Here is a 23,182-nt window from a genome sequence, read left to right as displayed (position 1 = left end):
TCTCCTGCGTGGGTGCAGCGTCGGCAAACTTCGGACCGATGCTGGTGATACTCAAGCGTTAAGTCGGTCCGAGCGCGGAATTTCTGCTTATGGCACTTTTCGGAAGTGGCGGCTCTGAAGCGTGATGTCTACTGTTGGCACTTTTCGGACTTGCGCCCATGTCCGCGTTGGGTCCGAAATGCGCCGCATAACGGACTTCTCGAAATGAGTGAGCGCGCGCCTTTGGCGCGGCCGCAAGTGGCAGTGTGACTTCGTGTGACTACCCGACGGGCAAATCACTTCTGGTTATCGGAAGTCATGTCAAGCCCCTGTCGCAAAAATATTCTGCTTTTCCGAAATAGCAAATCAGTTCATATACACGGCTGTCCCGTCCCACTCGAGGGGCGTATCCGGATCGTCAGAGACGCGGGGCGGGATGCGGTGGACGCGGCAGCGTCGGGCGCGCAGGTGGTTGCAGGGCGGGATCAACTCCGTGAGCGATCGAACGGCGCGCGGACGACGACGTTGTTGCGTACGGTGAAATCGTGTGGGCCTGACGCCTCGACGCCGGCGTCAAGTCAGCGGAAGGCTGGTCGGCCCGACCGGGCGCGGATCAGCCATCTATCCGCTGGCGACGGTGACAAGAAAGCCCGATCGCCGGGGTGAGCACGCTATAATCCGTAAAGCCATTGCGCAGGGAAGGCCGGAGTGTCTCCGCTGAACCTGTATGCTCGTGTGCGTTTTTACTCGTGCATTTTGCACACGAGACCGCGGGTGCAGCGCGCACCCGGTCTTCCCTGCGCCCTCGATATCCTGAGGGCCGAACGATCTGCAAAGCCTCGGGCGCATCGCGCCGCGGGCGCGAACGTGTTTGTGGGATCGTCGATGGTGAAACCGTCATTGCGAGCGCGTTCTTGCTTACCCTCCCCTGGAGGGGGAGGGTCGACGCGACTGAAAGGAGCGGCGGGGTGGGGTGACAGTCTCTCGCCTCGGGTGCCGTTCGAGTCGATGGACCGTCACCCCACCCCGTCTCGCATCTCGCGATGCGAGCCGACCCTCCCCCTCCAGGGGAGGGTAAAGAAAGCGGGCAAGGCGAATGCAAATTAGGTCAACCCGGTTGACCATCTTTTGGCGTTGCGATCATGCCCCTTTCTCGTCTAGAAACGACCTCGGAACGCCGTCCTGGCAACGAACCGTCAAGGGTTTTGGCCGAGGATTGCGCTTCTCAAGGGTCTGGCAATGCTGATTCGCAGCGAAATGGTTGGAGTTCAGGGGGGAGCGGCGCACGCCGTCCGTCCCCAGGCGATTCCGGCTGCGTCACTGCCCACCCTGCTTCCTGGCGGGCTTCTGCTTCTTATCGGCCCCTGAGGGCCGTCTGGGCGGTTTGCGCCTGGGCACTCAGGGGTTGCGCGAGATCACCAGATCCCTTCCGCGCTCGCGAGCAGCGCATCAGCTAAAGGAATTTTCCAATGACCAGCGCTTCCAAGTCCGACAAGGACCGCGTCATCATATTCGACACCACCCTGCGCGACGGCGAACAGTGCCCCGGCGCCACCATGAGCTTCGAGGAGAAGATCGAGATCGCCGAGATGCTCGACGACATGGGTGTCGACGTGATCGAGGCCGGCTTCCCGATCACCTCGGAAGGCGATTTCCAGGCGGTCAGCGAGATCGCCCGACGCTCGAAGAACTCGGTCATTGCCGGCCTGTCGCGCGCCAATCCGAAGGACATCGACCGCTGCGCGGAGGCCGTGAAATTCGCCCGGCGCGGCCGCGTCCACACCGTGATCGCCACGTCACCCCTGCACATGCGCGTCAAGCTCAACATGACGCCGGAGCAGGTGATGGAACTGTCGATCGCCAACGTCACCCGCGCCCGCAACCAGATCGACGATGTCGAATGGTCGGCGGAAGACGCCACCCGCAGCGAGATGGACTATCTGTGCCGGATCGTCGAGGCCGTCATCAAGGCCGGCGCCACCACGGTCAACATTCCCGATACCGTCGGCTACACCACGCCGGAAGAGTATGGCCGCTTCATGCGGACGCTGATCGAGCGGGTGCCGAACTCCGACAAGGCAGTCTTCTCCGTGCACTGCCACAACGATCTCGGCATGGCGGTGGCGAATTCGCTGGCCGGCATCGCCGGCGGCGCGCGGCAGATCGAGTGCACCGTCAACGGCATCGGCGAGCGGGCCGGCAATGCCGCGCTGGAAGAAGTCGTGATGGCGATCAACGTGCGCAATGACGTGTTTCCATGGTGGAACCAGATCGACACCACCATGCTGACGCGGGCCTCGAAACTGGTGTCGGCCGCGACCTCGTTCCCGGTGCAGTACAACAAGGCCATCGTCGGCCGCAACGCGTTCGCCCACGAGAGCGGCATCCACCAGGACGGCGTGCTGAAGGATGCTTCCACCTACGAGATCATGAAGCCGGAAATGATCGGCTTGAAAAAATCCTCACTGGTTCTCGGCAAGCATTCCGGCCGTCACGCCTTCATCCACAGGCTGGAGGAGATGGGCTACAAGCTCGGCGCCAACCAGCTGGAAGACGCCTTCGTGCGCATGAAGGCGCTGGCCGACCGCAAGAAGGACATCTACGACGAGGACATCGAGGCGCTGGTCGACCAGGAAATCGCCAACGCGCATGACCACATCAAGCTGACCTCGCTGACGGTGATCGCGGGCACCCATGGTCCGCAGCGCGCCACCATGAAGCTCAGCATCGACGGCGTGATCAAGATCGAGGAAGCCGAAGGCAACGGCCCGGTCGATGCGGTGTTCAACTGCATCAAGCTGCTGGTGCCGCACGAGGCCAAGCTGGAACTCTATCAGGTCCACGCCGTGACCGAAGGAACCGACGCGCAGGCCGAGGTGTCGGTGCGGCTCGCCCATGAAGGCCGCTCGATGACCTCGAAGGCGTCAGACCCGGATACGCTGGTGGCCTCCGCAAAAGCCTATCTCGGCGCCCTCAACAAGATCGTCATGAAGCGCCAGCGCGACATGCCGGCGCAAGCGGCGAGTTGAATGCGCAAATAGCCCGTCATTCCGGGTTCGATGCCCGGGAATGACAGCCATATCGAAACGCGGTGCCTTCGGTACCGCGTTTTGCGTTGCAACATCGGTTCTTGGACATCCCTGTCAACAGGCAATGGCGTTTCGACCGGCTTCTCTATATTGGTTCGGCTGGCATACAAGCTAGGAGTCGCGCCAACGGCGCGCTTCGCAAAAATCATGCTGGAGGACACATGCATAAATTGATTCTGGCGGCGTCGGTCGCAGCATTGGCTCTGATCGGTCCGGCATCGGCGCAGGCGCCGATCGTCATCAAGTTCAGTCACGTTGTGGCGCCGAATACGCCGAAAGGACTGGCTTCCGAGAAATTCAAGGAACTGGCCGAGAAGTACACCGGCGGCAAGGTCAAGGTCGAGGTCTACCCGAATTCGCAGCTCTACAAGGACAAGGAAGAGCTGGAAGCGCTGCAGCTCGGCGCGGTGCAGATGCTGGCGCCGTCGAACGCCAAGTTCGGCCCGATCGGCGTCAAGGAATTCGAGGTATTCGATCTTCCCTACATTCTCTCGGATCTGAAGACGCTGCGCAAAGTCACCGACGGTCCGCTCGGCGCAAAACTCCTCAAGCTGCTCGACGCCAAGGGGATGACAGGTCTCGCCTACTGGGACAACGGCTTCAAGGTGATGAGCGCCAACAAGAAGCTGATCACGCCGGCGGATTACAAGGGCCTCAAGTTCCGCATTCAGTCATCGAAAGTGATCGATGCGCAGATGCGGGCACTGGGCGTGATCCCGCAAGTGATGGCGTTCTCCGAAGTCTATCAGGCGTTGCAGACCGGCGTCGTCGACGGCCAGGAAAACTCCTGGTCGAATATCTACACCCAGAAAATGCACGAGGTGCAAAAGCATATCACGGTCACCAATCACGGCTACATCGGCTACGTCGTGGTCGTGAACAAGAAGTTCTGGGATGGAATTCCCGCCGACATCAAGCCGCAGCTGGACAAGGCCATGCAGGAAGCCACCGCCTACGGCAACGGCCAGTCACAGAAGGAAAACGACGACGCGCTGGCGGAGATCAAGAAATCCGGCAAGAGCGAGATTATCACGCTGACGCCCGAGCAGGATGCCGCCATGCGCAAGGCGATGGAGCCGGTCTACAAGGACGTCGCCGGCCGCGTCGGCCAGACGCTGATCGACGAATTCCTCAAGGAGACGAGGGGCGCGACCAACTAGGACGACATCAGGGCTTCCGTGTCAGCGCGGAAGCCCTTCGATGTCTTGACGATGTCTTCGACCGTGGCCGGAGGCCGCGGGGGAAATGGCGCGCAGGATCATCCAACCCGTCCGGGACTGGACTGATTGGCACGGGGGGAATTGATGTTTCTACGCATCCTCGACCGGCTTGAGGAATGGCTGATCACGTTTCTGATCGCTGCGGCCACCGTGATCATTTTCATCGCGGTGGCGCACCGCTATCTGGTCGGTATTCCCCTGTTCTATCCGCTGCTGTTTCCGATCAATCTGGGCTGGGCGCAGGAACTCTGCATCATCATGTTCGTGTGGATGGCGAAGTTCGGCGCGGCCTATGGCGTGCGAACCGGCATCCATGTCGGCGTCGACGTGCTGGTCAACCAGCTCAGTCCGGGAAAGCGCAAGATCACGGTCATGTTCAGTCTGTTCTGCGGCGCGCTGTTCACGTTCGTGGTCGGCTCCATGGGGGCGAAATTCGTCTGGGGGCTGATGGGCACCGACCAGGTGACGCCAGACATGGAACTGCCGAGCTGGATCATCTATCTGTGCGTTCCGCTGGGTTCCTATTTGATGTGCTTCCGCTTCCTGCAGGTGGCCCGTAATTTCTGGCGCACCGGCCATTTGCCCCATCACGACGAAACCCAGGTCGAGGGCATCGAGATCGATGCGCCCGGTGCCGGCGCTGCGGGGATCACCCGATGAGCGCCGCCATCATTTTCGGCCTGCTGATCGTGCTGATGCTGACCGGCATGCCGATCTCGATTTCGCTCGGTCTCACGGTGCTGTCGTTTCTGTTCTTCATGACGACGGTGCCGATCGAATCCGTGGCGCTCAAGCTCTTCACCGGCATCGAGAAGTTCGAGATCATGGCGATCCCGTTCTTCATCCTCGCCGGTAATTTCCTTACCCATGGCGGCGTCGCGCGGCGAATGATCGAATTCGCAAGGACCATGATCGGTCATTGGGCCGGCGGCCTGGGTATCGCCGCGACGATGGCGGCGGCGCTGTTTTCAGCGGTGTCGGGCTCGTCGCCGGCGACCGTCGTGGCGATCGGGTCGATCATGCTGCCGGCGATGCTGTCGGTCGGCTATCCCAAGCGATTTGCCGCAGGAGTCATCGTCACCGGCGGCGCGCTCGGTAACCTGATTCCGCCCTCGATCATCATGGTGATCTATGCGGTATCGACCAGCGGCGCGGTCTATTTCGGCCCGGCCGGTGAGCGGGTCTCGTCCGCGTCGGTCGGGCAATTGTTCATGGCCGGCATGGTGCCGGGCCTGATCCTGGCGATCATGCTTTCCACCACCACCTGGTATCGCGCCTGGAAGAACAACTATCCGAAAATTCCCAAGGCGACGTGGGGCGAGGCCTGGCGTGCCTTCATGGATTCGATCTGGGGCATTTCGCTGATCGTCGTGGTGCTGGGCGGCATCTATGCGGGCTGGTTTACGCCTACCGAAGCCGCCGCCATGAGCGCGGTGTACGCCTTCCTGATCGAGATGTTCATCTACAAGGATCTCAAGTTCAAGGACGTGCCCAAGGTCCTGCTTGTGTCCGCGAACATGAGCGCGATGATCCTCTACATCGTCACCAATGCGGTGCTGTTCTCGTTCCTGATGACGAGCGAGCAAATTCCGCAGGCGATGTCGACCTGGATTACCGACAGCGGAATCAACTGGATCACCTTCCTGCTGGTGGTCAACGTGTTGCTGCTGTTGGCCGGCAACGTGATGGAGCCGTCGTCGATCGTTCTGATCATGGCGCCGATCCTCTATCCGATCGCGGTCAAGCTCGGGATTCATCCGGTGCATTTCGGCATCATCGTCGTGGTCAATATGGAAATCGGCATGTGTCATCCGCCGGTCGGACTCAATCTCTATGTCGCCTCCGGGATCGCCAAGATGGGCATTACGGAATTGTCGATCGCGGTGCTGCCATGGCTGATCACGCTCTTGGTTTTCCTCGGCTTCGTGACCTACGTACCGGAGCTCTCGCTGTGGCTGCCACGCACGCTCGGCATGCTGTGAGGGAGACCAGCTGCAAGCGCCTGGCATCTGCAGATTACATCTTGGTAAGAGTGGCCACTCTGTCCAAACTGTAAGTTGATTGGCGGGCCGGGCGCGCTCATCTTCAGCCAACCTTTCCAAGGAGGTTCGCATGAAGAAGTTCGCCATCGCCGGGATCGCGGCGCTCGCCATCGCGGGTTCCACCGCGGTCTATGCCCAGCACGACCGTTCGTGGTCCCACCACCACGAGCGGATCAACCCGGAGGACAGGGCGGCCTTCGCCGACGCGCGGATCGCCGCGGTCAAGGCCGGCCTGAAGCTCAACGCCGAGCAGGAAAAGCTGTGGCCGCCGGTCGAGGCCGCGGTGCGGGATTTCGCCAAATTGCGGATCGATCGCGCCAATGCGCGGATGAACGCGCGGCGCGACGACAGGGATACCCCGAGACCCGATCCGGTGACGCGCCTGCGCGACCGCGCCGACACCATGGCGACCACGGCGGCGGCGATGAAGCGGATCGCTGACGCGGCCGATCCGCTCTACAAGACCCTCGACGACGGCCAGAAGCGCCGCCTCGCCATCCTGACCCATATGGAAGGCCGGTCCGGCCGCGGCGGCTGGCGCGATCACGGATATCACCGTGGCATGGACCGCGACGATGGCGGCCGGGACCGCGGTTTTGAGCGGGATCGCTATGACCGGGACGGCGGTCCGGCCAAGGATCGCGGCGACCGGGGCGGCCCCGAGCGGCTTTAGACGCAGCCGGGCTTCAATCGATCGAAATACGTCAAAAGCCGCCGGATTCCGGCGGCTTTTTTGCCCTTCCGTGGTGCCGAGATGAGCGGGGGAATACCCCGCCACCTTGCTGGACATCGGGGAATCGCTTTGCTAAACGACGCCCTCTTGTGAAGGCTTTTCCGGGCCAAGTCCCGGGCGCATAGCTCAGTTGGTAGAGCAGATGACTCTTAATCATCGGGTCCCAGGTTCGAGCCCTGGTGCGCCCACCAAGAACCCCTGTCTTCGGCAGGGGCTTCCAAGATCGTCGAAAGTGCATGGTTTTAATCATGCAACCATAAAATGCAAAATGCCGCGGCCTCATCGTGCAGCAGTATTCCGGGTCATGGTTTGATAGCGGGTGTCGACACGAGGAAGAAGCTGGCCCGCGTGGTCGCCTGCTCGTTGTCGCTCTCCAAAATCGTCGAGGACGCCGCCGACACGTTCAGAGGTATACGGTATCGATATTCACCGACGACTCTAAACCGATCTTGACGAAGTTTTTCGCAAGCCAGTCGCCGGCGCATTTTCGTCCCTGGTCGCGAAGATAGGTGAGGAAGCACCAGTCGGCATTGGACTTGCTCGTCGAACTGAGCGACTCCATGAATGCGTCGTCGGCGATGCTGTGGATGAGCACATGTGGCAGCTCTTCGCCGACGATGCGGTGCTGCGTGACGAGCCTGGTGACAAAGCTGACCGCCCGCATCTCCCTCATTAGAGACGAATTGAAGCTGATCTCGTCGATACGGTTTGAAATTTCGTCGGCGGTGCGTGGCACCTCCTTGCGGATCAGGGGATTGATGTGAACGATGACTATATCGGGGGCCTTGCAGTTGTAGATTAGCGGGAAGAGTGCAGGGTTGCCCATGTAACCGCCGTCCCAATAGGCTTCACCGTCGATCTCGACCGCTTGAAATACCGTAGGGATACATGCCGAAGCCAGCACGGCGGCTGCCGAAATTTCCTCTCCGGCGAAGACCTTGACCTTACCTGTGCGAACGTTTGTCGCAGAGAGAAAGAGTTTGACCGGACAATCCGGGCGCTTCAGCACCTCAAAATCGATCGACTGCTCGATGATTTCGCGCAGCGGGTTGAGGTTGGCGGGGTTGAACTGATACGGCGACAGCACGCGCGTCAGCAAATTCATCGCGGAAAACACCGGGGACCAGGTCAATTGGTAGTTTCCGGTAATCTTGTCGATGAGACTTGGCTGCAGCGGTCCCAGCGTGGCCATCTGGCCGATGCGCTTCCAGTAGTCGGTGAGCGCCTTGCGCGCTCCCTCGCGGCCGCCCACGGTGAGTCCGTAGGCGAAGACGGCCGCATTCATTGCTCCGGCGCTGGTCGCGCTGAGCCCCTCGAAGGCCAGATTTTCCTCCTCCAGGAGTCGGTCGAGCACGCCCCAGGTAAAGGCGCCGTGTGCGCCTCCGCCCTGGAGCGCGAGGTTGACGATCCTGACCATGTTCGAAGATGCTGCCTCGTGATCGGCCCCCAGTCCGGGCCTTCCCGCAGCGTCCCTCGCCGAACCAATTTCCATGGCCTCCACCTCGTCCAAAGCTTCGTGATCCGCGGAAGTCTGCACGCAGATACCTGAATTCACCCGATGCCTGCTTGGGTAGCGACACATGTGAAACCCAGGGCTTACCTCCGTCCCCTCCATTGCCTTGGGAACAGGTTAGATGAACATTAGTCATTGCGTAGGAACCAGCCGACCATATGTCGTCCATGTACCGCCTTCGTCACCGCGAATGGTGAAGTCCTCAACGCAGAGGCGATGAACGCCACGAAGCAGTTCGGGGTTGTCCGTCGGCAGGCGAAGGGCCACGCGATTGATATCCGATAGCTCCGGCATACTGAGGAAGCCGTTGATCCTTCGAGCGGTCGTCGCGTCGATTCCGGTGTAGTGTTCGAGAACAATCCGGTGGTGGGCGGGAAATGTCCGATCATGTCCAAGGCTGCCTGAAAAGCCCTTCTGCCCCGGCACGGACTCGGCCGGAACCCAGGATTGTTCGACGATGACGCCGCAGACGTTCACGGGAGGAAATGGCGGCAATGGCGCCGCCTCCGCCGTCGAAACCATCATGACGGCAGCGGCAGCCATCAACCCGATGCCTCTTGGCCGGCTGCGGGTCCGGCAACAGTGGCGATCATAGGACGAGGTGCATGCGTCGGGCATATTACTCTCCAGAAACCTGTCGCCATCCCGAACTCGCCATCGAGCCAGTCCTCAGTCTCGGGGGCGAGAGGCTGACCTGGCCGCATCGAGATGCACCTTGACCTCGGTGACCAGGAGGCCCGCCCGCTCGCTCGCATAGTTGTCCCCGAGATGCAGCTCGAGCGGCGCCGACAGCCTGGTGAGCTTGCCGGCGGACTGCAGAAGCAGGCCGCCGCCACGAAGGTCATAGTTGCCGGATGTGATGACGAGCCGATAGCTGCCGTCGGTCTGAATGCGTAGATGGGCGAACAGCGGCATGCCATCGGGCACCACAACGCTGCCGGCCCAGGAATTGTGGGTCGACATGTACGGAACCGCCACGCCCGAGACCAGCCGCGGCGTGAAGGACATGTATTTGCCGGCGCCGTTGGCTTTGAAGCTGACGTATACGTCGCCGCCGTTACTGAAATCGAAGGTATCGCCCGACTGCGCGGTGATGCCATCCTGCCGCCCGTTGATCAGCCGGCCGTTGGTCCAGGCGCCGCCGATCAGGACCAGTCCCTGGTCAGATCCCCGGATTTGACCGGTTTGCGGGCCGACCCGAATCCAGGCATTCGGTGTCAGCGGGATCGTCAACATCTTCTGCGACGCCGCCGTTCCGTCGGCCCGGCCGGTTTCCTGTTGGCTCGCCGGCGGCGGGTTACGGTCGATCTCGGCAAGGCGGGCGCGCGCGAGGTCGGCGAAAACTCCTTGGGGATAACGCCTTAGATAGGCCTCGATCTCGATCGCCGTCCGCGAATCCTTCACCGACTGCCAGAACAGCATCTCCTCCGATACGCCGGTTTCCGGCCTAAGTGTGACCGTGCCTTCCAGCTTGAAGGTGAAGCGCCCGGTCAGCGACGAGGAATCCCACGGCACCTGCTTGCCGTTGGTCGACTGCATCACATCGTTACGCACCTCGATCATCAGATCCGAGATTGACAGTCCCGGCTGTTCGATATGCTTCAGAAGTGCTGTGGTGAACGGGCTGTTGCGTCCCTCGCCGTCGAGCGCAACATTATCCGGCTGCGTCGCATAGGCCACGAACGTCCCCGACACCGCCGGCACGCGGCTCAGGCCCCGCCCCAACGCACCTGCCGATCTGGTTCCCATCGTCCGCGACAGGTTCGGCGCGAACGGATTGTCACGGCAGGCGTCGAGCATCACGATATTGACCCGGCTGCCGCGGCGTAGCTGCTGCATCGCGAGTTCGAGCGGGACCAGCGCCACGTCGAGCTCCGCCTCGTATTCGACCTGGGCGTCAGTCGGAACCAGATAATTCTGGCCGTTCACCTGCACGCCGTGGCCGGCGTAGAACAACACCGCCACGTCGGCCCGTTCCGCCGCCCTGCCAAAGGCGACCAGTGCTTTGACCAGCGCCACGCGGTCAAGGTCGATTCCGCCGAAGGTCTCGAAGCTGAGCGCCCTGAACCTGGCCGTCATGTCGGAAGCGTCGGACGGCGCGTTGCGCAGCGCCGGCACGTGCTTGTAGGCGCCATTGCCGACGACCAACGCTACACGTTTCTCTGTCTGCGACGCCGCTGCCGAAACAGCCGCTAGCCAGCACCCCAGTCCAACCAGGCAGATCCGCAAGACCCTCATAGGCTCCTCGTTTTTAAAAGTTAGCCGGGAGGCGGATTGCCGCCTTGCGCTAGCGCAAGGAACGCAGCGCAGGCCGGCAGGACGGTTTTGCGTGTGCGGGGAGAGCAAGGCGCGGTGCGTGCTGTCCCAAAAGGGTGTCCGGCCGGGGTGACGGCCGAAGTCCGAGCCTTGCCGAACGAAACCGTATTGATCTGGATCAAACCAGGCGCGACATAGTCGTCAGATGGGACCAGACTTTCCGCGTAGTCGCGTGAGAAAATCCCTCGTGTGCTTGCGGAATATCAACATGCGCCCAGGGGCTTGTCGCTAGACATCATCCAGTTGTTTGCGGCTGCGCTGCAGCGAAGTCAGTAAGAGAGATTGCCGGAGGCCATGCTTAGGGTTCTTTTCATCGCCGCGATTGTTGCTCTCGTCGGCGCCCGCATTCCTGATGCGAGCGCCCAAAGCGCTGACGCCATAATGACGGAAGGCTATCTCCGTTCGGCTCAACAAGGGGACGTCAGAGCCCAATTCTATCTGGGAGCGCTGTATGCTCAGGGCATTGGCGTTGCCCAGTCCGATGTCGAGGCGTTCCGATGGTTCCTATCCGCGGCTGAACGCGGCCATGCTCAGGCCCGTCTCGTCACCGGCGAAATGTACGCCATCGGCAGGGGCGCCGCCAAAAGCAATGTGGATGCCTACAAATGGGCGTCGGCAGCCGCGACGAACGCGAACCCTGCTGACACCCAAAGGAGCGCGCAACGGCTTCTGGACCTGCTGGCGGGCAGGATGACGGGCGCAGAGGTCGCCGAAGGCAAGCAGCGCGCCCAGTCGATCGCTCTCTCGTCCGGCCAGGTGGCCGTCAATCCGCCTGCGGAAAGCAGCCCTGTCACGACCGATCGTCGACGCGGCGCCGAATACGACAGGCTCACGGACGCGATCAATCGCAATCCGCAGGATGCGGATGCCTACTACAAGCGAGGCAACGTCCTGGCACGGTTGCGGGAATACGATCTGGCCGGCAAGGATTTCGGGCGTGCGATAGAACTCAATCCGCGGGATGCGCAGGCATACAACAACCGCTGTTGGGTCAATGTCGCACTTCGGCTCGGTCAAATGGCGATTTCCGATTGCGACGAGGCGTTGCGTCTTCGGTCGGACTATGCCGACGCCTACGATAGCCGGGGTCTCGCCAATCTGATGCTCGGTCGCCTTGATCCCGCGATTTCAGACTTCAACGAGGCCTTGCGTTTGAAACCGAGGCTCGCGACCTCTCTTTACGGACGCGGCCTTGCCTACAAGCGGCAGGGCAGGACGAGCGCCGGAAATGCCGACATGAAAGCTGCGACTGTAATCGATCCGGTGATTCGGGAAGAACTGGAATCCTACGGAATACGTTGATCACCCGGGACAGGGAGAATGTCGGTGTCGCCGACCGTAAAGAAGATCCTGCGTGCCATTGCAGCCGTCACCATGGTTTTGGGCCTGGGTGGGGGTGCATACTATTTCTACTACGGCCGGCCGCCACTCGTAAAAGTCGGGATCGCGACCCTCGCGCCGGTATCGGAGTTCGTTTACGGCAGCGGCATCGTCGAGCCGGTGCAATGGGCCAAGGTGGTGCCGGTTCAGCGGCGACGCCTCGTGCAAATGTGTCGCTGTGAGGGCTCGATGGTCAAGCAGGGGCAGGTTCTCGCCCAGCAGGACAATGCAGAGGAGACCGCTCAGCTCAAGGAGATGGAAGCGGCGCACCAGCAATTCATCAGGGATCTCGACCGGGCCAACAAGGATGACAAGCCGAAGGCCGAAATCGAACAACGAAGAACCGCAGTCGAGCAGTCCAGCTCACGGATTGCGGCCCAAAAAAGCCGAATCGAGGGATTGGTTCTTCGTGCCCCGATGGACGGCCTGGTCCTGCGTCGTGACAGCGAAGTCGGCGAGATCGTCGGCCCCACGGACGTCCTGTTCTGGGTGGGAACGCCATCGCCCCTGCAGGTGGTTGCCGAGATAAACGAGGAAGACATACTTCACGTTGCGCTGGGCCAGACGGCCCTTCTGACCAACGAAGCGTTCGCGAACCAGTCGATGCGCGCCACCGTCTCTCAAATCACCCCGAAAGGGGATCCCACGAAAAAGTCCTTCCGCGTCTATCTGCGGCTGCCGACCAATACGCCGCTGAAGATCGGGATGAACGTGGAAGTCAATATCATCTTCAGGGAAACGCCCTCCGCCATCGTCGTCCCCAATGAAGCAATCCTTGATGGCGCAGTGCAAGCCGTCAGTGACGGCAAGGTCAAGCGGATTCCCGTTGCAACGGGAGTGCGCGGAACCCGTGCGACGGAAGTGAAAGGCGCTATCTCACCCGGGGTTACCCTTCTGGTACCGGCGCGCAAGGAACTCGCCGACGGCAGGCGGGTACGGACCGAAAATGTGGTGAGCCAGGTAGTGCCGCCGCCCGCTGCGGGACCGGACAGTTCCGGACGCCCTGAAACCAGCCGTGACCACATCGACCAGGAAATCGCAACCTCGCTGTCGACCCATCTCAACAACATCGTAAGCGACGCCCGCAGGGATGCGCGCTAGAATTGATCGATCTGCCTGGCACGCTGTGTCCGAGGCACCGACGGGCGCGGGTTCGGCGGCCTATTGTGGCTCCGCGACCGGCACCTTTTTGGCCGCGTCATTGACGAATATCCCGGCGATCTTCCCATCCACGACATTGACCCTGCGGTCGGCTCGCGCCGCCAATCCGACGTCGTGGGTAACCACGATCACCGTCCGTCCGCTGTTGGCAACCTCTCGCATGATCTCAAACACCTGATTGGTTGATACGGTATCGAGGTTTCCCGTCGGCTCGTCTGCCACGATGATCGCCGGATCATTGGCCAGCGCGCGCGCGATCGCGACTCTTTGGCGCTGGCCTCCCGATAGCTGGCTCGGTTTTCTCGACACCTGGTCGCCGAGGCCCAGGGAGGTCAGCAATTTCGTCCCCTTCTCGCGCATTTCCGTTTCCGACAATTCGCCGAGCGTGCGCATCGGCAGCAGCACGTTTTCCAGCGCGCTGAATTCCGGCAGGAGAAAATGGAACTGGAAGACGAATCCAAGCTTGCTCAGCCGCATATCGGACCGCTCTGAATCCGACATGGCGGAGGTCGGCTGACCACAGATGAATATCTCCCCTTCGGTCGGCGCGTCGAGCAGGCCGATGAGATAGAGCAGGGACGACTTTCCGGATCCGGAGGGGCCGGTTATCGCGAGAAATTCTCCCTTGTTCACGGTCAAATCGATGCCGTTGACGATGGTGGCCATTGCTGTGCCGCTCTCGACCCGCCGCATGAGACCAACCGTTTGTACGACAGTTTCGGTCATGACGCGCCGCGTATGATGTCGACCGGATGAACGTGACTGGCCTTCCTCGACGGCAGGAAGGCCGACAACAGGCAGCACCCCAGAGTAATCATGCCGACCACGATATAGTGCGTGATGGAATAATAGGGGGCGATCGCCATCACGCCCTCCGTGATGGGATTCGAGTACTTGATGTACGTCGTCGCGTAACACAGCAGGTACCCGAGCAGCCAGCCTACCGGAATTCCGACGATGGCAATCATGACTGCTTCCGTAATGAAGATGGCCTGGACGAAATACTCCTTCATTCCCAGCGATTTCATGATCGCGATGTCGTTGCGCTTCTCGTTGGTGATCGTCGATATGATGCTGTAGATTGCGAACGTGGACGCGAGCATCATGGCGGCCATGATGACGTTCATGATTTTTTCCTGGACCTTCAACGAGGAAAGCAGGTCCGCGTTTGCCTCCTGCCACGGTATGGCCCGGTAACCGATCTGTCCTGCAATCCGGTCTGCAATTTCCCGGGCATGAAATGCGTCATCGAGCTGGATGCGCATTTCGTTGACCAGATCGGTCTGTCCGGCCATCATCTGGGCCGTACGCATCAGGCTGTACACCTTTCTCTCATCGACTTCGCGCACGCCCGATCGATAGATTCCCGCAACCGGTGCCGAGATCGGGCTTCCGGTCCCGGGGGTGATCGTTACCGTGCTTCCGACGCGTGCTCCTATCTTGGTCGCAAGGGTCTGGCCGAGTAGGACAGCATTGGATCCTCGCGACAGACCGTAGAGTTCGCCGGACACAATCTGCTTCGCCAGCTTGGAGACCAACTCCTCCTGGCGCGGATCAATTCCGGTTACCGTTATGCCGAAACGTGCGCTACCGGAGTTGATCATGGCCGTGACCTTGACCGCCGGTGCTATTGCACCAGGCAGCCAATTCCTGAGCGAGCCCATGAGCAGGTTCGAGTTGGAGATTCCGGGGCGCTTGTCTGTTGCCGTGAAACTCGATCGTTGTGCAGCACCATAAACTTGCTCGGCGGGCTGGAGTGCGACGGACAGGCGTTCGTCCGTGATCGTTATGTGGGGCAACGCATCGACCAGCGTCCCGACGAATTGCCGCTGGCTTCCCTCCATGACGCCGGAGATCATGATCGTAAAGCCCACGCCCGTGGCAACACCTATGACGCCGATGAGTGTCTGCCGTACGCGGTTCGTGACATGGGCCCAGGCGATGAAGAGGATGGGTGGCGTTCTCATCTAGTTTATTCCCCGGCGAGAACAGGCTCGACCGGCCCGCCGTGCGCATATGACAAGGGCGCGATCAGGATGGCGCCGGTAGTTTGTAACCCCAATGGGCGCGCCTTCTTTGATCTCCGTCAACGTTGAGGAAGCCCCAGGGGCCTAATAGTTGAAAACCTTCATGCACAGGGCAGGGCGACATGTCGAGATATCAGCACCCCAACAATAGACTCATGCGCGCGTTGACGGTCGTTGCGGGCGGCTTTTTGCTGTTCGCTGGCTGCGGGTTCGCTGGGGCGGCCGAGCGGGCCAGCGAGTCCCAGATACTGAACGCGCTGAAGCCGCCTCCGCTGGCGCGGGCTTTGACCGCGACCCCATCGCCGAAGGATGTCAAACGGCAAGCTGTCGTGCGCAATTTGCGGTCGGTGACCCGGACGCGCGCGCTGACGGGCGATGAGCGGAACGAGCTCGCGTCCATCGCCAAGGATAGGCCGAGTATCGACCTCGAGATCTATTTCGACTTCAATTCGTCGGAGATCGCGTCGAAGGCCGTCCCCGATCTGATGAACCTCGGCCGCGCGCTGACAAATGCGGAGCTGCAAGGCGGGGTCTATCTTCTCAGCGGACACACCGACGCAAAGGGCGGCGAAGACTACAATCAGCGACTTTCGGAGCGTCGAGCGCAGTCGGTCAAGGACTTCCTCGTCCGCAAATTCCGGATTTCCGACGATACGCTCGTGACGGCGGGCTACGGCGAGGAACAGCTCAAGAACACGAGCGACCCTCTGGCTGGAGAAAATCGCCGGGTACAGGTCACGAACCTGGAAACCAAGCAGGAAGCTGGGCGATAGTCAGGTTTCTCAGGTCGACGGCCCGTAGGCGCCGCTACTGCTTCTTCTTGGCCGGCTTTTTCGGGATCCGTTCCAGCTGTTCTTCGAGCGCCGTGCAAAGGGTCTTCAATACCTTGATTCTGGCGTGATATTTGTTGTTTGCCTCGACCAGGGTCCATGGCGCAGCCGCGGTCGAGGTGCGATCCACCATGTCGCAAACCGCAACTTCATAGGCCTCCCACTTCTTGCGATTGCGCCAGTCCTCCTGAGTGATCTTGAAACGCTTGAACGCAACCTTCTCCCGCTGTTTGAAGCGCCGGTACTGCTCGTCCTTGCTGATCGCCAGCCAGAATTTCACGACCACCTCGCCGTGACGCACCATTGATTCTTCGAAATCGTTGATCTCGCTGTAGGCCCTCATCCAGTCTGCGTCCGAGCAGAAGCCTTCGATCCTTTCAACGAGCACCCGCCCGTACCAGGAGCGATCGAAGATCGTCAGACTGCCATGGCGCGGCAGATGGCGCCAAAATCGCCAAAGATACGGCTGCGCGCGCTCTTCCTCGGTCGGTACCGCGACGGAGATATTGTCATACCAGCGCGCATCCAGCGCCTGGGTCACGCGCCTGATGGCGCCACCCTTGCCGGCACCATCGTTGCCCTCAAATACCGCAACTACCGACATCGTCTTGAAGCGCGGGTCGCGCGAAGCAAGATTGAGACGCCCCTGCCACTTTTCGAGCTCCTGTTCGTACTCCTCCCTCGTCATTTTCCGGTTGAGTTCGAGCGCGCTGAGCACGTTCAGATTGTCTGTAGGCGCCGGCAGCGGCAGCGCCTTCCTGGGCAATGCCTTCGGTTGCTTTTCGTCGAGCCGTTTGCGAATGGTTGCAAGCAGGTGCCGTCCCACCGTGAGTGCCCTGAAGTGGGAGTCGGCGCCGGGCACCACGATCCAGGGCGCTTCGCCTGTCGACGTTTCACGCAGGAACGGCTCGCAGACCCTGATGAAGCGGTCATAGAGCTTGAAATAGTCCCACTCGACGTCGGTAACCCGCCAGCGGGTCTTCGGGTCCTGCTCCAGCGACTTGAGACGCCTTCTTTGCTGGCCCTTGGAGAGGTGAAACCAGTATTTGATGAGCACGACGCCTTCATCGCAGAGCATCTTTTCGAGGCGCTGAATCTCCCCGACTGCGGCCGAGAACTCTGCCTTGCGGATTTCGCCCATCACCCGCTGCACGATCGGCATCGTGTGCCATGCGCCGAAGAAGATGCCGATTTCACCCTTGGGAGGCAGTGCACGCCAGAACCGCCAATGAGCAGGCCGTTCGCGTTCCTCGTCCGAGGGCTGGGAAAACGCGTGGGCGTGGATATGCCGTGGATCCATCCACTCATTGAGCAGATTGACGGTCTCGCCCTTGCCGGCGCCTTCGACGCCCGCGATAAGGATCAGCACCGGAAATCGACCCTGCTGCTTGAGGTCGAATTGCGCGTTGAGCAGTGCCTCGCGCAGCTTTGCTTCCTCGCGGCGGTAGGCGGCCTTGTCGACGTGATGCTTCAGCTTGGCGGATTCAAACATATTTGAACTAATGCAGGAATTTTCTCTGCTTCAAAATGATTCAGATCAAAGTCTCTGGCTGCCAGTATCCGAGAATGTCAAGAATTTCAAAGGATCGTACCATGAAGAGCTTGATTGGCGCCGTCGTCGGCGTTTTTGGCTTGGCGACATCGGCCGCTGCCCAGGTGCCGGTAGCAATTGTTGAGGATCTGCAAGGCAAGGTCGTTGGCGTCGAGTTCATGGACTATGTCGCGCCGGGAAAGGTCATCAAGCTCGGGCCGAAGGCGTCGGTCGTGCTGGGCTACATGAAATCTTGCTGGCGAGAAACGATCACCGGGGGAACCGTGGTCGTGGGCGAGGAACAAAGCATGGTCCATCTCAGCGAGATCCAGCGCGCCAAGGTCGCCTGCGACGCGAACGCCGTTCAGCTCTCCGATCGCGAGGCAAGCCAGAGCGCCGCGACGACATTTCGCGCCATGACACCCGGCCAGCGCGAAGCCATTCCACCTTCGCCGCAGCTTACGCTTTATGGGCTGTCGCCGATTGTGGAAGTCAAGGGCGGCGGCACTCTGATCATCGAACGAATCGACGTGCAGGGCGAACGATACACGCTGCCCATCGAGAGTAAGTCCCTCCAGCGCGGCAAATTCTACGACCTCGCCAAGGCTGGGAAGTCGCTGACCGCGGGCGGCATCTACACGGCAACTCTGGGGTCACGCAGGATGACCTTCAGGGTCGATTCCGGCGCCGCGGCCGGTTCAACGCCGATCGTCGGCCGTCTTCTGCGCCTCTGAACAGGACGCTGGCGGCCGGTAAACGGGACGAGCCATATGAAACACAGAGCGGCCAGACGAGACATTCTCGCTGGCATCGCCATAGTGCTCTTGTGCGGAATAGTCTTTGCTTCGCCGGCGCTCGAGGTCGTGCATGGCTTGTCGATCGATATCCTCACGGCGGTGCGCTCGAGATTGTTCGGTGATCGTCGGGGTCCCATTCCGGCGCCGGTGGTGGTGGTGGCGATCGACGAGGAAAGCTATCGGACACCACCCTTCAAGGGATCACCGACCCTGACCTGGACCCGCGAGATCGGCCGGGTTCTGACGGCGATCGTCGATGGCGGCGCGAAAGTCGTGGGTTTGGATGTCGTTTTCCCGACTTCAATCGAACAATCCGAGATTCCGTTCGGCGAGGAGCCGCTGGGCGCGCGCATGCGCGGCTTCGATCGGGATTTTCTCCGTGCCCTGGCTGCCGCTTCCGCCGCCGGCAAGGTGGTGCTGGGGGAGATTCAGAGCCGCGATGAGCCGGTTCGACCCGCGCCGGCGCAGCGAATAGCGGTGCGTCACCAGGCCAACATACGGGCCCTCAATGTGTATACCGATTTCGACGACGTGGTGCGAAGACTGCCACTGACATTCCTGATCGATGGCAAGCCGGTGCCATCAATGGCCGTCGAGTTGGCGTCGCGTGCGCTCGATGCCAAGCCCGAGCTGACGCCGGCCGGCGCCATGACGCTCGCGGGCTACCAGATTCCGGGCGCGGTGCCGAACACGCTCACCCTCAATTTTCGCGGTGGCGGCGAAGACGTCCCGACCTTCTCGTTTGCCGACCTGCACGCATGCGTCGGCAAGGACGACCGGGATTTCTTCCATCGCCAGTTCGACGGCAAAGTCGTGATCGTCGGCACATTGCTCGGATTCGAGGACCGGAAGCTCACGTCGAAACGGTTCGTGACGGGGCCCGACAGCGCCCGGGCACCGCGTTGCGCGCTGACGGCACCGGAGGCTCCGCGGCAGGTGAGACGCAGTTCGATCGCGGGCGTCTACATTCATGCCACCGCGGTCAGCAACCTGATCGGCCGCAACGCCGTGGTCGAACCCGGACGCCTGTCCATGACCCTGATCGCGGTCGCCTTTGCCGCGCTGGCGGCGTTCGCTGCGCGTATGCTTGCGCCGGTTGGCGCGGCGCTGACCTATCTGGGAGCGGTTGCCGCCTACATTCTCGGCGCGGCGGCCGCGTTCACTTATTGGCCGCTGGCGCTGCCGTTGAGCGAGCCGATTCTCGCCGGATTCATGGCTTTGGCCGCCATGGTCGGATACCGCTTCGTGGTCGCGGATCAGGAAGATCGGTTCCTGCGCAAGAGCTTCGCGCTCTACCTCGCGCCCCAGGTCATCGAAACGATGCTGACGTCGGAGAAAATGCCGGAGCTTGGCGGCGAGATGCGCGACATCACGGTTTTCTTTTCGGACATAGCCGGATTTTCCACGATCGCCGAGAAGATGCCGCCGAATGCGCTTGTGGCATTGATGAACGAGTATTTGTCGGGGATGACCGATATTATCGAGGGCTACGGCGGTTATGTTGACAAGTACGTCGGCGATTCGATCGTCGCGGTGTTCGGGGCGCCGGTCAGCGATCCCGATCATGCCTGCAACGCAGTGCGTGCATCGCTGCATTGCCGCGACCGGCTCGAAGAGCTCAATCGAAAAAACGTCGCCTTTCAGGGACACAAGCTGGCCCACCGCATCGGACTCAACTCCGGCGATGCGCTGGTCGGCAACATCGGCTCGCGGCGGCGCTTCAACTACACCGTGATGAGCGATGCCGTGAACGTCGCGTCACGACTCGAGGGAGCTAACAAGTATTTTGCCACCTCGATCATGGCGTCGGAGATGACCGTGGCATTGACGGGGACGACGTTCGCGTGGCGCGAACTCGATGCAATCCGGGTCAAGGGACGTTCCGATCCCGTCAAGATTTACGAGCCTTTGGCCGAATCTGGCCAGCAAACCCTCGAACAGTCGGTCAAGGCAGTAGCCTATGCCGAAGGCCTCGCCTGCTGGCGGGCTCGTGAATTCAGCCGCGCCGTGGAATGCTTTGCCCGGGTTTCTGCCGTCGATCCCCCGTCCGCACTGTTTCATGATCGAGCGAAACGATTTGCCGACAATCCTCCACCTCCGGAGTGGGAACCAGTCAATACGTTGGAAGGGAAGTAGTGACGGCAAAGGCGGCGCCGGCGACATCTCGTCTTGTCATCCGCGAACGCGAAATATCCTGAGCGGATCAAGAGGGCCGTGGTGGGGAATGCAATCGCACGACACTTCTCCTCTGCTCATGCAATGCGGGCGGTCTTGATTGACGCAGATCAAGGGACCGCATGACCAATAGGATAGAAAATGGCTTTGCATTCAGGGCATTCTCGATTGCGAGTGCCGCATTTTCCAAGGGGTGACGACATGTTCCACCTTTTCCGTCGGAATCGATTGTTGGCATCCGGAGCCCTGCTGCTTTTCCAGCTCGCCGCCCCTGCTGCGTTTGCCGAGAACCGGGTCGCGCTGGTCATCGGCCAATCAGCCTATCGTTCGGTGGTGGCGCTGCCGAATCCGGCGAATGACGCCCAGAAGATGACCGAAATGCTCGGCAACGCCGGCTTCAAAGTGACCACGGCCGCAGATCTGTCGCAAAATGACATGCGTCAGACCGTGAGCGATTTTGCCGCCAAGGTTGCGGCGAGCGGACCGGACACCGTGGCGTTGGTGTTCTACGCCGGCCACGGTTTGCAGATTGATGGCGAGAATTATCTCGTGCCGGTCGATGTCGATCCGAAACGCGACGCCGATATCCCTCTGCAGGCGGTCCGGCTTAACGACCTCTTGAATACCCTGGCAGCAGTGCCGACACGGATGCGGATCGTCATGCTCGACGCCTGTCGCAACAACCCGTTCCCCGGCATCAACGCGGCGGCGGGGCGTGGGCTTGCCATCGTCGACACCAAGGCCGGGGCTGCAGGCTCCTTCATTTCCTATTCGACCTCGCCGGGTGCAGTGGCAGAAGACGGCAGCGGCGCCAACAGTCCTTACACGACGGCGCTGCTTTCGGTCGCGAAGGAGCCGAACCTGCCGATCGAGGAAGCTTTCAAGCGCGTCCGCGTCGCGGTCAACCAGGCGACCGACGGCAGGCAGATTCCATGGGAGAGTTCGTCGCTGACGACCGAATTCAAGTTCTTTGGTGAAGCCGGTGCGGCGCCAAGGCCCTCGGGAGAGAAAGCCGCGGCACCCGCCAAGGCGCCGTCAGCGGGGCGCAGTATGGAAGAGTGGCGCAAGGAGCTGCGCGGCAAGGATCCGAAGGTGGCCTACGATCTGGTCATTTCCGAGGACTCGGTCCCCGCATATGAAGCCTTTGTCGCGCTGTTTGCCCAGCCTCCCTATAACATGCGCGTACGCGTGCAGCTTGAGCGCCGTTATGTGATGCGGGCATGGGCCACGGCCGTTGCAATCAATACTGCGTCGTCCTACCAGGCATTCCTGGCGAGCTACCCGGACAGCGATCTGGCAGTGACCGCGCGCAAGCTGCGGGAGCGCGTCCTCAATCGCGAATTTGGCGCGCAGCCGGTCAACGTCGCGCTGGGACCGATGTGCCCGTGCCCGGTTGAGCCCACCAAGCCGCTCAAAAAGAAGGAGCCGACGCCGACCAAGCGTGTGAAGCGTGCGGAGCCGCGCGGCGAGGTCATCCAAACCAGGCGCCGTCCAGAACCTGGGATTCCCCCCGAAGTCATCATGCAGGGGATCGGCATCGGGATCGGCATCGCCGGTGGTCTCAGCGGAGGAGGCCATCGCGAGCCTTCGGGACCGGCACCGGGCGGCCACCCACACTGATAGGCTGGATGGACCGGAGGGCCAGGTTGCCACGGCCTTTCTGACGACACGCAAGCCGCCGGACCCTTGGCCCGGCGGCTTTCACATGAGCGACGAGGGGAGGCGTCCATCGACGAATCACGGGCTGCCCCCGCTTGTCCTGGACGCTTGAAGTCATGAGGTGAGCCGGCGCAAACATCGAGTGCTGGGCTTTGGCTGGAATCCCCAGAAGCACACTGCGCTTGTCCAATCTTAACTTGGATCAAAGCGGGAGACGGAAGGACGGCTATTTTAGAAATGTTGAGGCCGCGGACCATGCATTTCAGCTCAATGATTCGTTGTGCGGCGGCCATTTTGGGGCTCGCGTTGACGATGGCGCAACCGGCGTTCGCCGAGCGCAAGGTCGCGCTGGTGGTCGGCAATTCGGGTTACACGAACGTCCCGCGCCTCCCTAATCCGCGCAACGATGCCAGCGACATGATCGGGCGCCTCAAGGCCATGGGCTTCGATGTCATTCCGGGGCTCGACCTCGATCGCAACGGATTCCTGAACACGCTTGCCACCTTCGGTCGCGCCGCCGAAGGCGCCGACGTCGCGCTGTTCTTTTACGCCGGCCACGGCCTGCAGGTGAACGGTCAGAACTATCTGCTTCCGATCGACGCCAAGGTGGAATACGAGGCAGAACTCGATATCGCGCTGATCCCGGTGCCGCTGGTCATGCAGCAGCTCGGCCGCGGCAGCCGCGTCAACATCGTGATCCTGGACGCCTGCCGCGACAATCCGTTTGCGA

Annotated in this window: 18 protein-coding genes and 1 tRNA gene; 13 read left to right on the top strand and 6 right to left on the bottom strand. The window is 61.2% G+C overall.

The window, feature by feature from the left end:
- Positions 1-1,448 precede the first annotated feature (1,448 nt).
- The 6 genes from Q8N40_RS08955 to Q8N40_RS08930 all read left to right on the top strand — a co-directional run bounded on the left by Q8N40_RS08955 (position 1,449) and on the right by Q8N40_RS08930 (position 7,254).
- On the top strand, positions 1,449-3,008 hold the full coding sequence (locus Q8N40_RS08955) for a 2-isopropylmalate synthase (protein WP_305711563.1): 1,560 nt from the start codon (positions 1,449-1,451) through the stop codon (positions 3,006-3,008).
- A gap of 221 nt (positions 3,009-3,229) precedes the next feature.
- A complete protein-coding gene (locus tag Q8N40_RS08950; protein WP_305711562.1) occupies positions 3,230-4,228 on the top strand; it encodes a TRAP transporter substrate-binding protein in 999 nt (332 codons plus the stop codon).
- Positions 4,229-4,372: 144 nt separating this feature from the next.
- Positions 4,373-4,948, top strand: a complete 576-nt coding sequence (locus tag Q8N40_RS08945) for a TRAP transporter small permease (protein WP_305711561.1) — start codon at positions 4,373-4,375, stop codon at positions 4,946-4,948.
- Positions 4,945-6,270, top strand: a complete 1,326-nt coding sequence (locus Q8N40_RS08940; protein WP_305711560.1) for a TRAP transporter large permease — start codon at positions 4,945-4,947, stop codon at positions 6,268-6,270. The genes Q8N40_RS08945 and Q8N40_RS08940 overlap by 4 nt, the downstream gene beginning before the upstream one ends.
- 130 nt (positions 6,271-6,400) lie before the next feature.
- Complete coding sequence (locus Q8N40_RS08935) at positions 6,401-7,003, top strand: Spy/CpxP family protein refolding chaperone (RefSeq protein ID WP_305711559.1); 603 nt, start codon at positions 6,401-6,403, stop codon at positions 7,001-7,003.
- Between the two features lie 175 nt (positions 7,004-7,178).
- Positions 7,179-7,254, top strand: a tRNA-Lys gene (locus tag Q8N40_RS08930).
- Positions 7,255-7,466: 212 nt separating this feature from the next.
- Here Q8N40_RS08930 and Q8N40_RS08925 read toward each other — a convergent pair.
- The 3 genes from Q8N40_RS08925 to Q8N40_RS08915 form a co-directional block, all read right to left on the bottom strand.
- On the bottom strand, positions 7,467-8,480 hold the full coding sequence (locus Q8N40_RS08925; protein WP_305711565.1) for a patatin-like phospholipase family protein: 1,014 nt from the start codon (positions 8,478-8,480) through the stop codon (positions 7,467-7,469).
- Positions 8,481-8,708: 228 nt separating this feature from the next.
- Positions 8,709-9,119 (bottom strand): hypothetical protein, encoded by a 411-nt coding sequence (locus Q8N40_RS08920; protein WP_305711558.1) that lies wholly within the window; start codon positions 9,117-9,119, stop codon positions 8,709-8,711.
- Between the two features lie 126 nt (positions 9,120-9,245).
- On the bottom strand, positions 9,246-10,724 hold the full coding sequence (locus Q8N40_RS08915) for a caspase family protein (RefSeq protein WP_305711557.1): 1,479 nt from the start codon (positions 10,722-10,724) through the stop codon (positions 9,246-9,248).
- Positions 10,725-11,174: 450 nt separating this feature from the next.
- Between Q8N40_RS08915 and Q8N40_RS08910 the strand changes: the two genes are divergently transcribed.
- Positions 11,175-12,194 (top strand): tetratricopeptide repeat protein, encoded by a 1,020-nt coding sequence (locus tag Q8N40_RS08910; RefSeq protein ID WP_305711556.1) that lies wholly within the window; start codon positions 11,175-11,177, stop codon positions 12,192-12,194.
- 24 nt (positions 12,195-12,218) lie between these two features.
- Positions 12,219-13,373, top strand: coding sequence for an efflux RND transporter periplasmic adaptor subunit (locus Q8N40_RS08905; protein WP_305711555.1), 1,155 nt, complete (start codon positions 12,219-12,221; stop codon positions 13,371-13,373).
- Positions 13,374-13,433: 60 nt separating this feature from the next.
- On the opposite strand, the gene Q8N40_RS08900 is transcribed toward Q8N40_RS08905, so the two are convergent.
- Complete coding sequence (locus tag Q8N40_RS08900) at positions 13,434-14,159, bottom strand: ABC transporter ATP-binding protein (protein WP_371135650.1); 726 nt, start codon at positions 14,157-14,159, stop codon at positions 13,434-13,436.
- On the bottom strand, positions 14,156-15,400 hold the full coding sequence (locus Q8N40_RS08895) for an ABC transporter permease (protein WP_305711554.1): 1,245 nt from the start codon (positions 15,398-15,400) through the stop codon (positions 14,156-14,158). Before Q8N40_RS08895 ends, Q8N40_RS08900 begins: the two co-directional genes overlap by 4 nt.
- A 215-nt stretch (positions 15,401-15,615) precedes the next feature.
- On the opposite strand from Q8N40_RS08895, the gene Q8N40_RS08890 reads away from it, so the two are divergent.
- Entirely contained in the window at positions 15,616-16,233 is a 618-nt protein-coding gene (locus Q8N40_RS08890; protein ID WP_305711553.1) for an OmpA family protein, read from the top strand.
- 34 nt (positions 16,234-16,267) lie between these two features.
- Here the strand turns inward: Q8N40_RS08890 and pap are convergent, their stop codons facing one another.
- A complete protein-coding gene (gene pap, locus Q8N40_RS08885) occupies positions 16,268-17,782 on the bottom strand; it encodes a polyphosphate:AMP phosphotransferase (protein ID WP_305711552.1) in 1,515 nt (504 codons plus the stop codon).
- A 101-nt stretch (positions 17,783-17,883) separates the two neighbouring features.
- Between pap and Q8N40_RS08880 the strand changes: the two genes are divergently transcribed.
- The 4 genes from Q8N40_RS08880 to Q8N40_RS08865 all read left to right on the top strand — a co-directional run.
- On the top strand, positions 17,884-18,555 hold the full coding sequence (locus tag Q8N40_RS08880) for a hypothetical protein (RefSeq protein WP_305711551.1): 672 nt from the start codon (positions 17,884-17,886) through the stop codon (positions 18,553-18,555).
- A gap of 36 nt (positions 18,556-18,591) precedes the next feature.
- Positions 18,592-20,754, top strand: coding sequence for an adenylate/guanylate cyclase domain-containing protein (locus tag Q8N40_RS08875; protein WP_305711550.1), 2,163 nt, complete (start codon positions 18,592-18,594; stop codon positions 20,752-20,754).
- A gap of 240 nt (positions 20,755-20,994) precedes the next feature.
- Entirely contained in the window at positions 20,995-22,413 is a 1,419-nt protein-coding gene (locus Q8N40_RS08870; RefSeq protein WP_305711549.1) for a caspase family protein, read from the top strand.
- A gap of 351 nt (positions 22,414-22,764) precedes the next feature.
- The coding region (locus tag Q8N40_RS08865; RefSeq protein WP_305711548.1) for a caspase family protein at positions 22,765-23,182 on the top strand (418 nt) is incomplete at its 3' end.

Source organism: Bradyrhizobium sp., from assembly GCF_030693485.1.
Classification (GTDB): Bacteria; Pseudomonadota; Alphaproteobacteria; order Rhizobiales; family Xanthobacteraceae; genus Bradyrhizobium.
Note: the sequence above shows the minus strand (reverse complement) of the source record. Positions and strands in the feature narration are given on the sequence as shown.

Bases quoted from the DNA above. Each gene is read 5' to 3' on its own strand.
- Q8N40_RS08955 (WP_305711563.1), top strand. From the start codon at position 1,449: ATGACCAGCGCTTCCAAGTCCGACAAGGACCGCGTCATCATATTCGAC.
- Q8N40_RS08950 (WP_305711562.1), top strand. From the start codon at position 3,230: ATGCATAAATTGATTCTGGCGGCGTCGGTCGCAGCATTGGCTCTGATC.
- Q8N40_RS08945 (WP_305711561.1), top strand. From the start codon at position 4,373: ATGTTTCTACGCATCCTCGACCGGCTTGAGGAATGGCTGATCACGTTT.
- Q8N40_RS08940 (WP_305711560.1), top strand. From the start codon at position 4,945: ATGAGCGCCGCCATCATTTTCGGCCTGCTGATCGTGCTGATGCTGACC.
- Q8N40_RS08935 (WP_305711559.1), top strand. From the start codon at position 6,401: ATGAAGAAGTTCGCCATCGCCGGGATCGCGGCGCTCGCCATCGCGGGT.
- Q8N40_RS08925 (WP_305711565.1), bottom strand. From the start codon at position 8,480: ATGGTCAGGATCGTCAACCTCGCGCTCCAGGGCGGAGGCGCACACGGC.
- Q8N40_RS08920 (WP_305711558.1), bottom strand. From the start codon at position 9,119: ATGGCTGCCGCTGCCGTCATGATGGTTTCGACGGCGGAGGCGGCGCCA.
- Q8N40_RS08900 (WP_371135650.1), bottom strand. From the start codon at position 14,159: ATGACCGAAACTGTCGTACAAACGGTTGGTCTCATGCGGCGGGTCGAG.
- Q8N40_RS08895 (WP_305711554.1), bottom strand. From the start codon at position 15,400: ATGAGAACGCCACCCATCCTCTTCATCGCCTGGGCCCATGTCACGAAC.
- Q8N40_RS08890 (WP_305711553.1), top strand. From the start codon at position 15,616: ATGCGCGCGTTGACGGTCGTTGCGGGCGGCTTTTTGCTGTTCGCTGGC.
- pap (WP_305711552.1), bottom strand. From the start codon at position 17,782: ATGTTTGAATCCGCCAAGCTGAAGCATCACGTCGACAAGGCCGCCTAC.
- Q8N40_RS08880 (WP_305711551.1), top strand. From the start codon at position 17,884: ATGAAGAGCTTGATTGGCGCCGTCGTCGGCGTTTTTGGCTTGGCGACA.
- Q8N40_RS08875 (WP_305711550.1), top strand. From the start codon at position 18,592: ATGAAACACAGAGCGGCCAGACGAGACATTCTCGCTGGCATCGCCATA.
- Q8N40_RS08870 (WP_305711549.1), top strand. From the start codon at position 20,995: ATGTTCCACCTTTTCCGTCGGAATCGATTGTTGGCATCCGGAGCCCTG.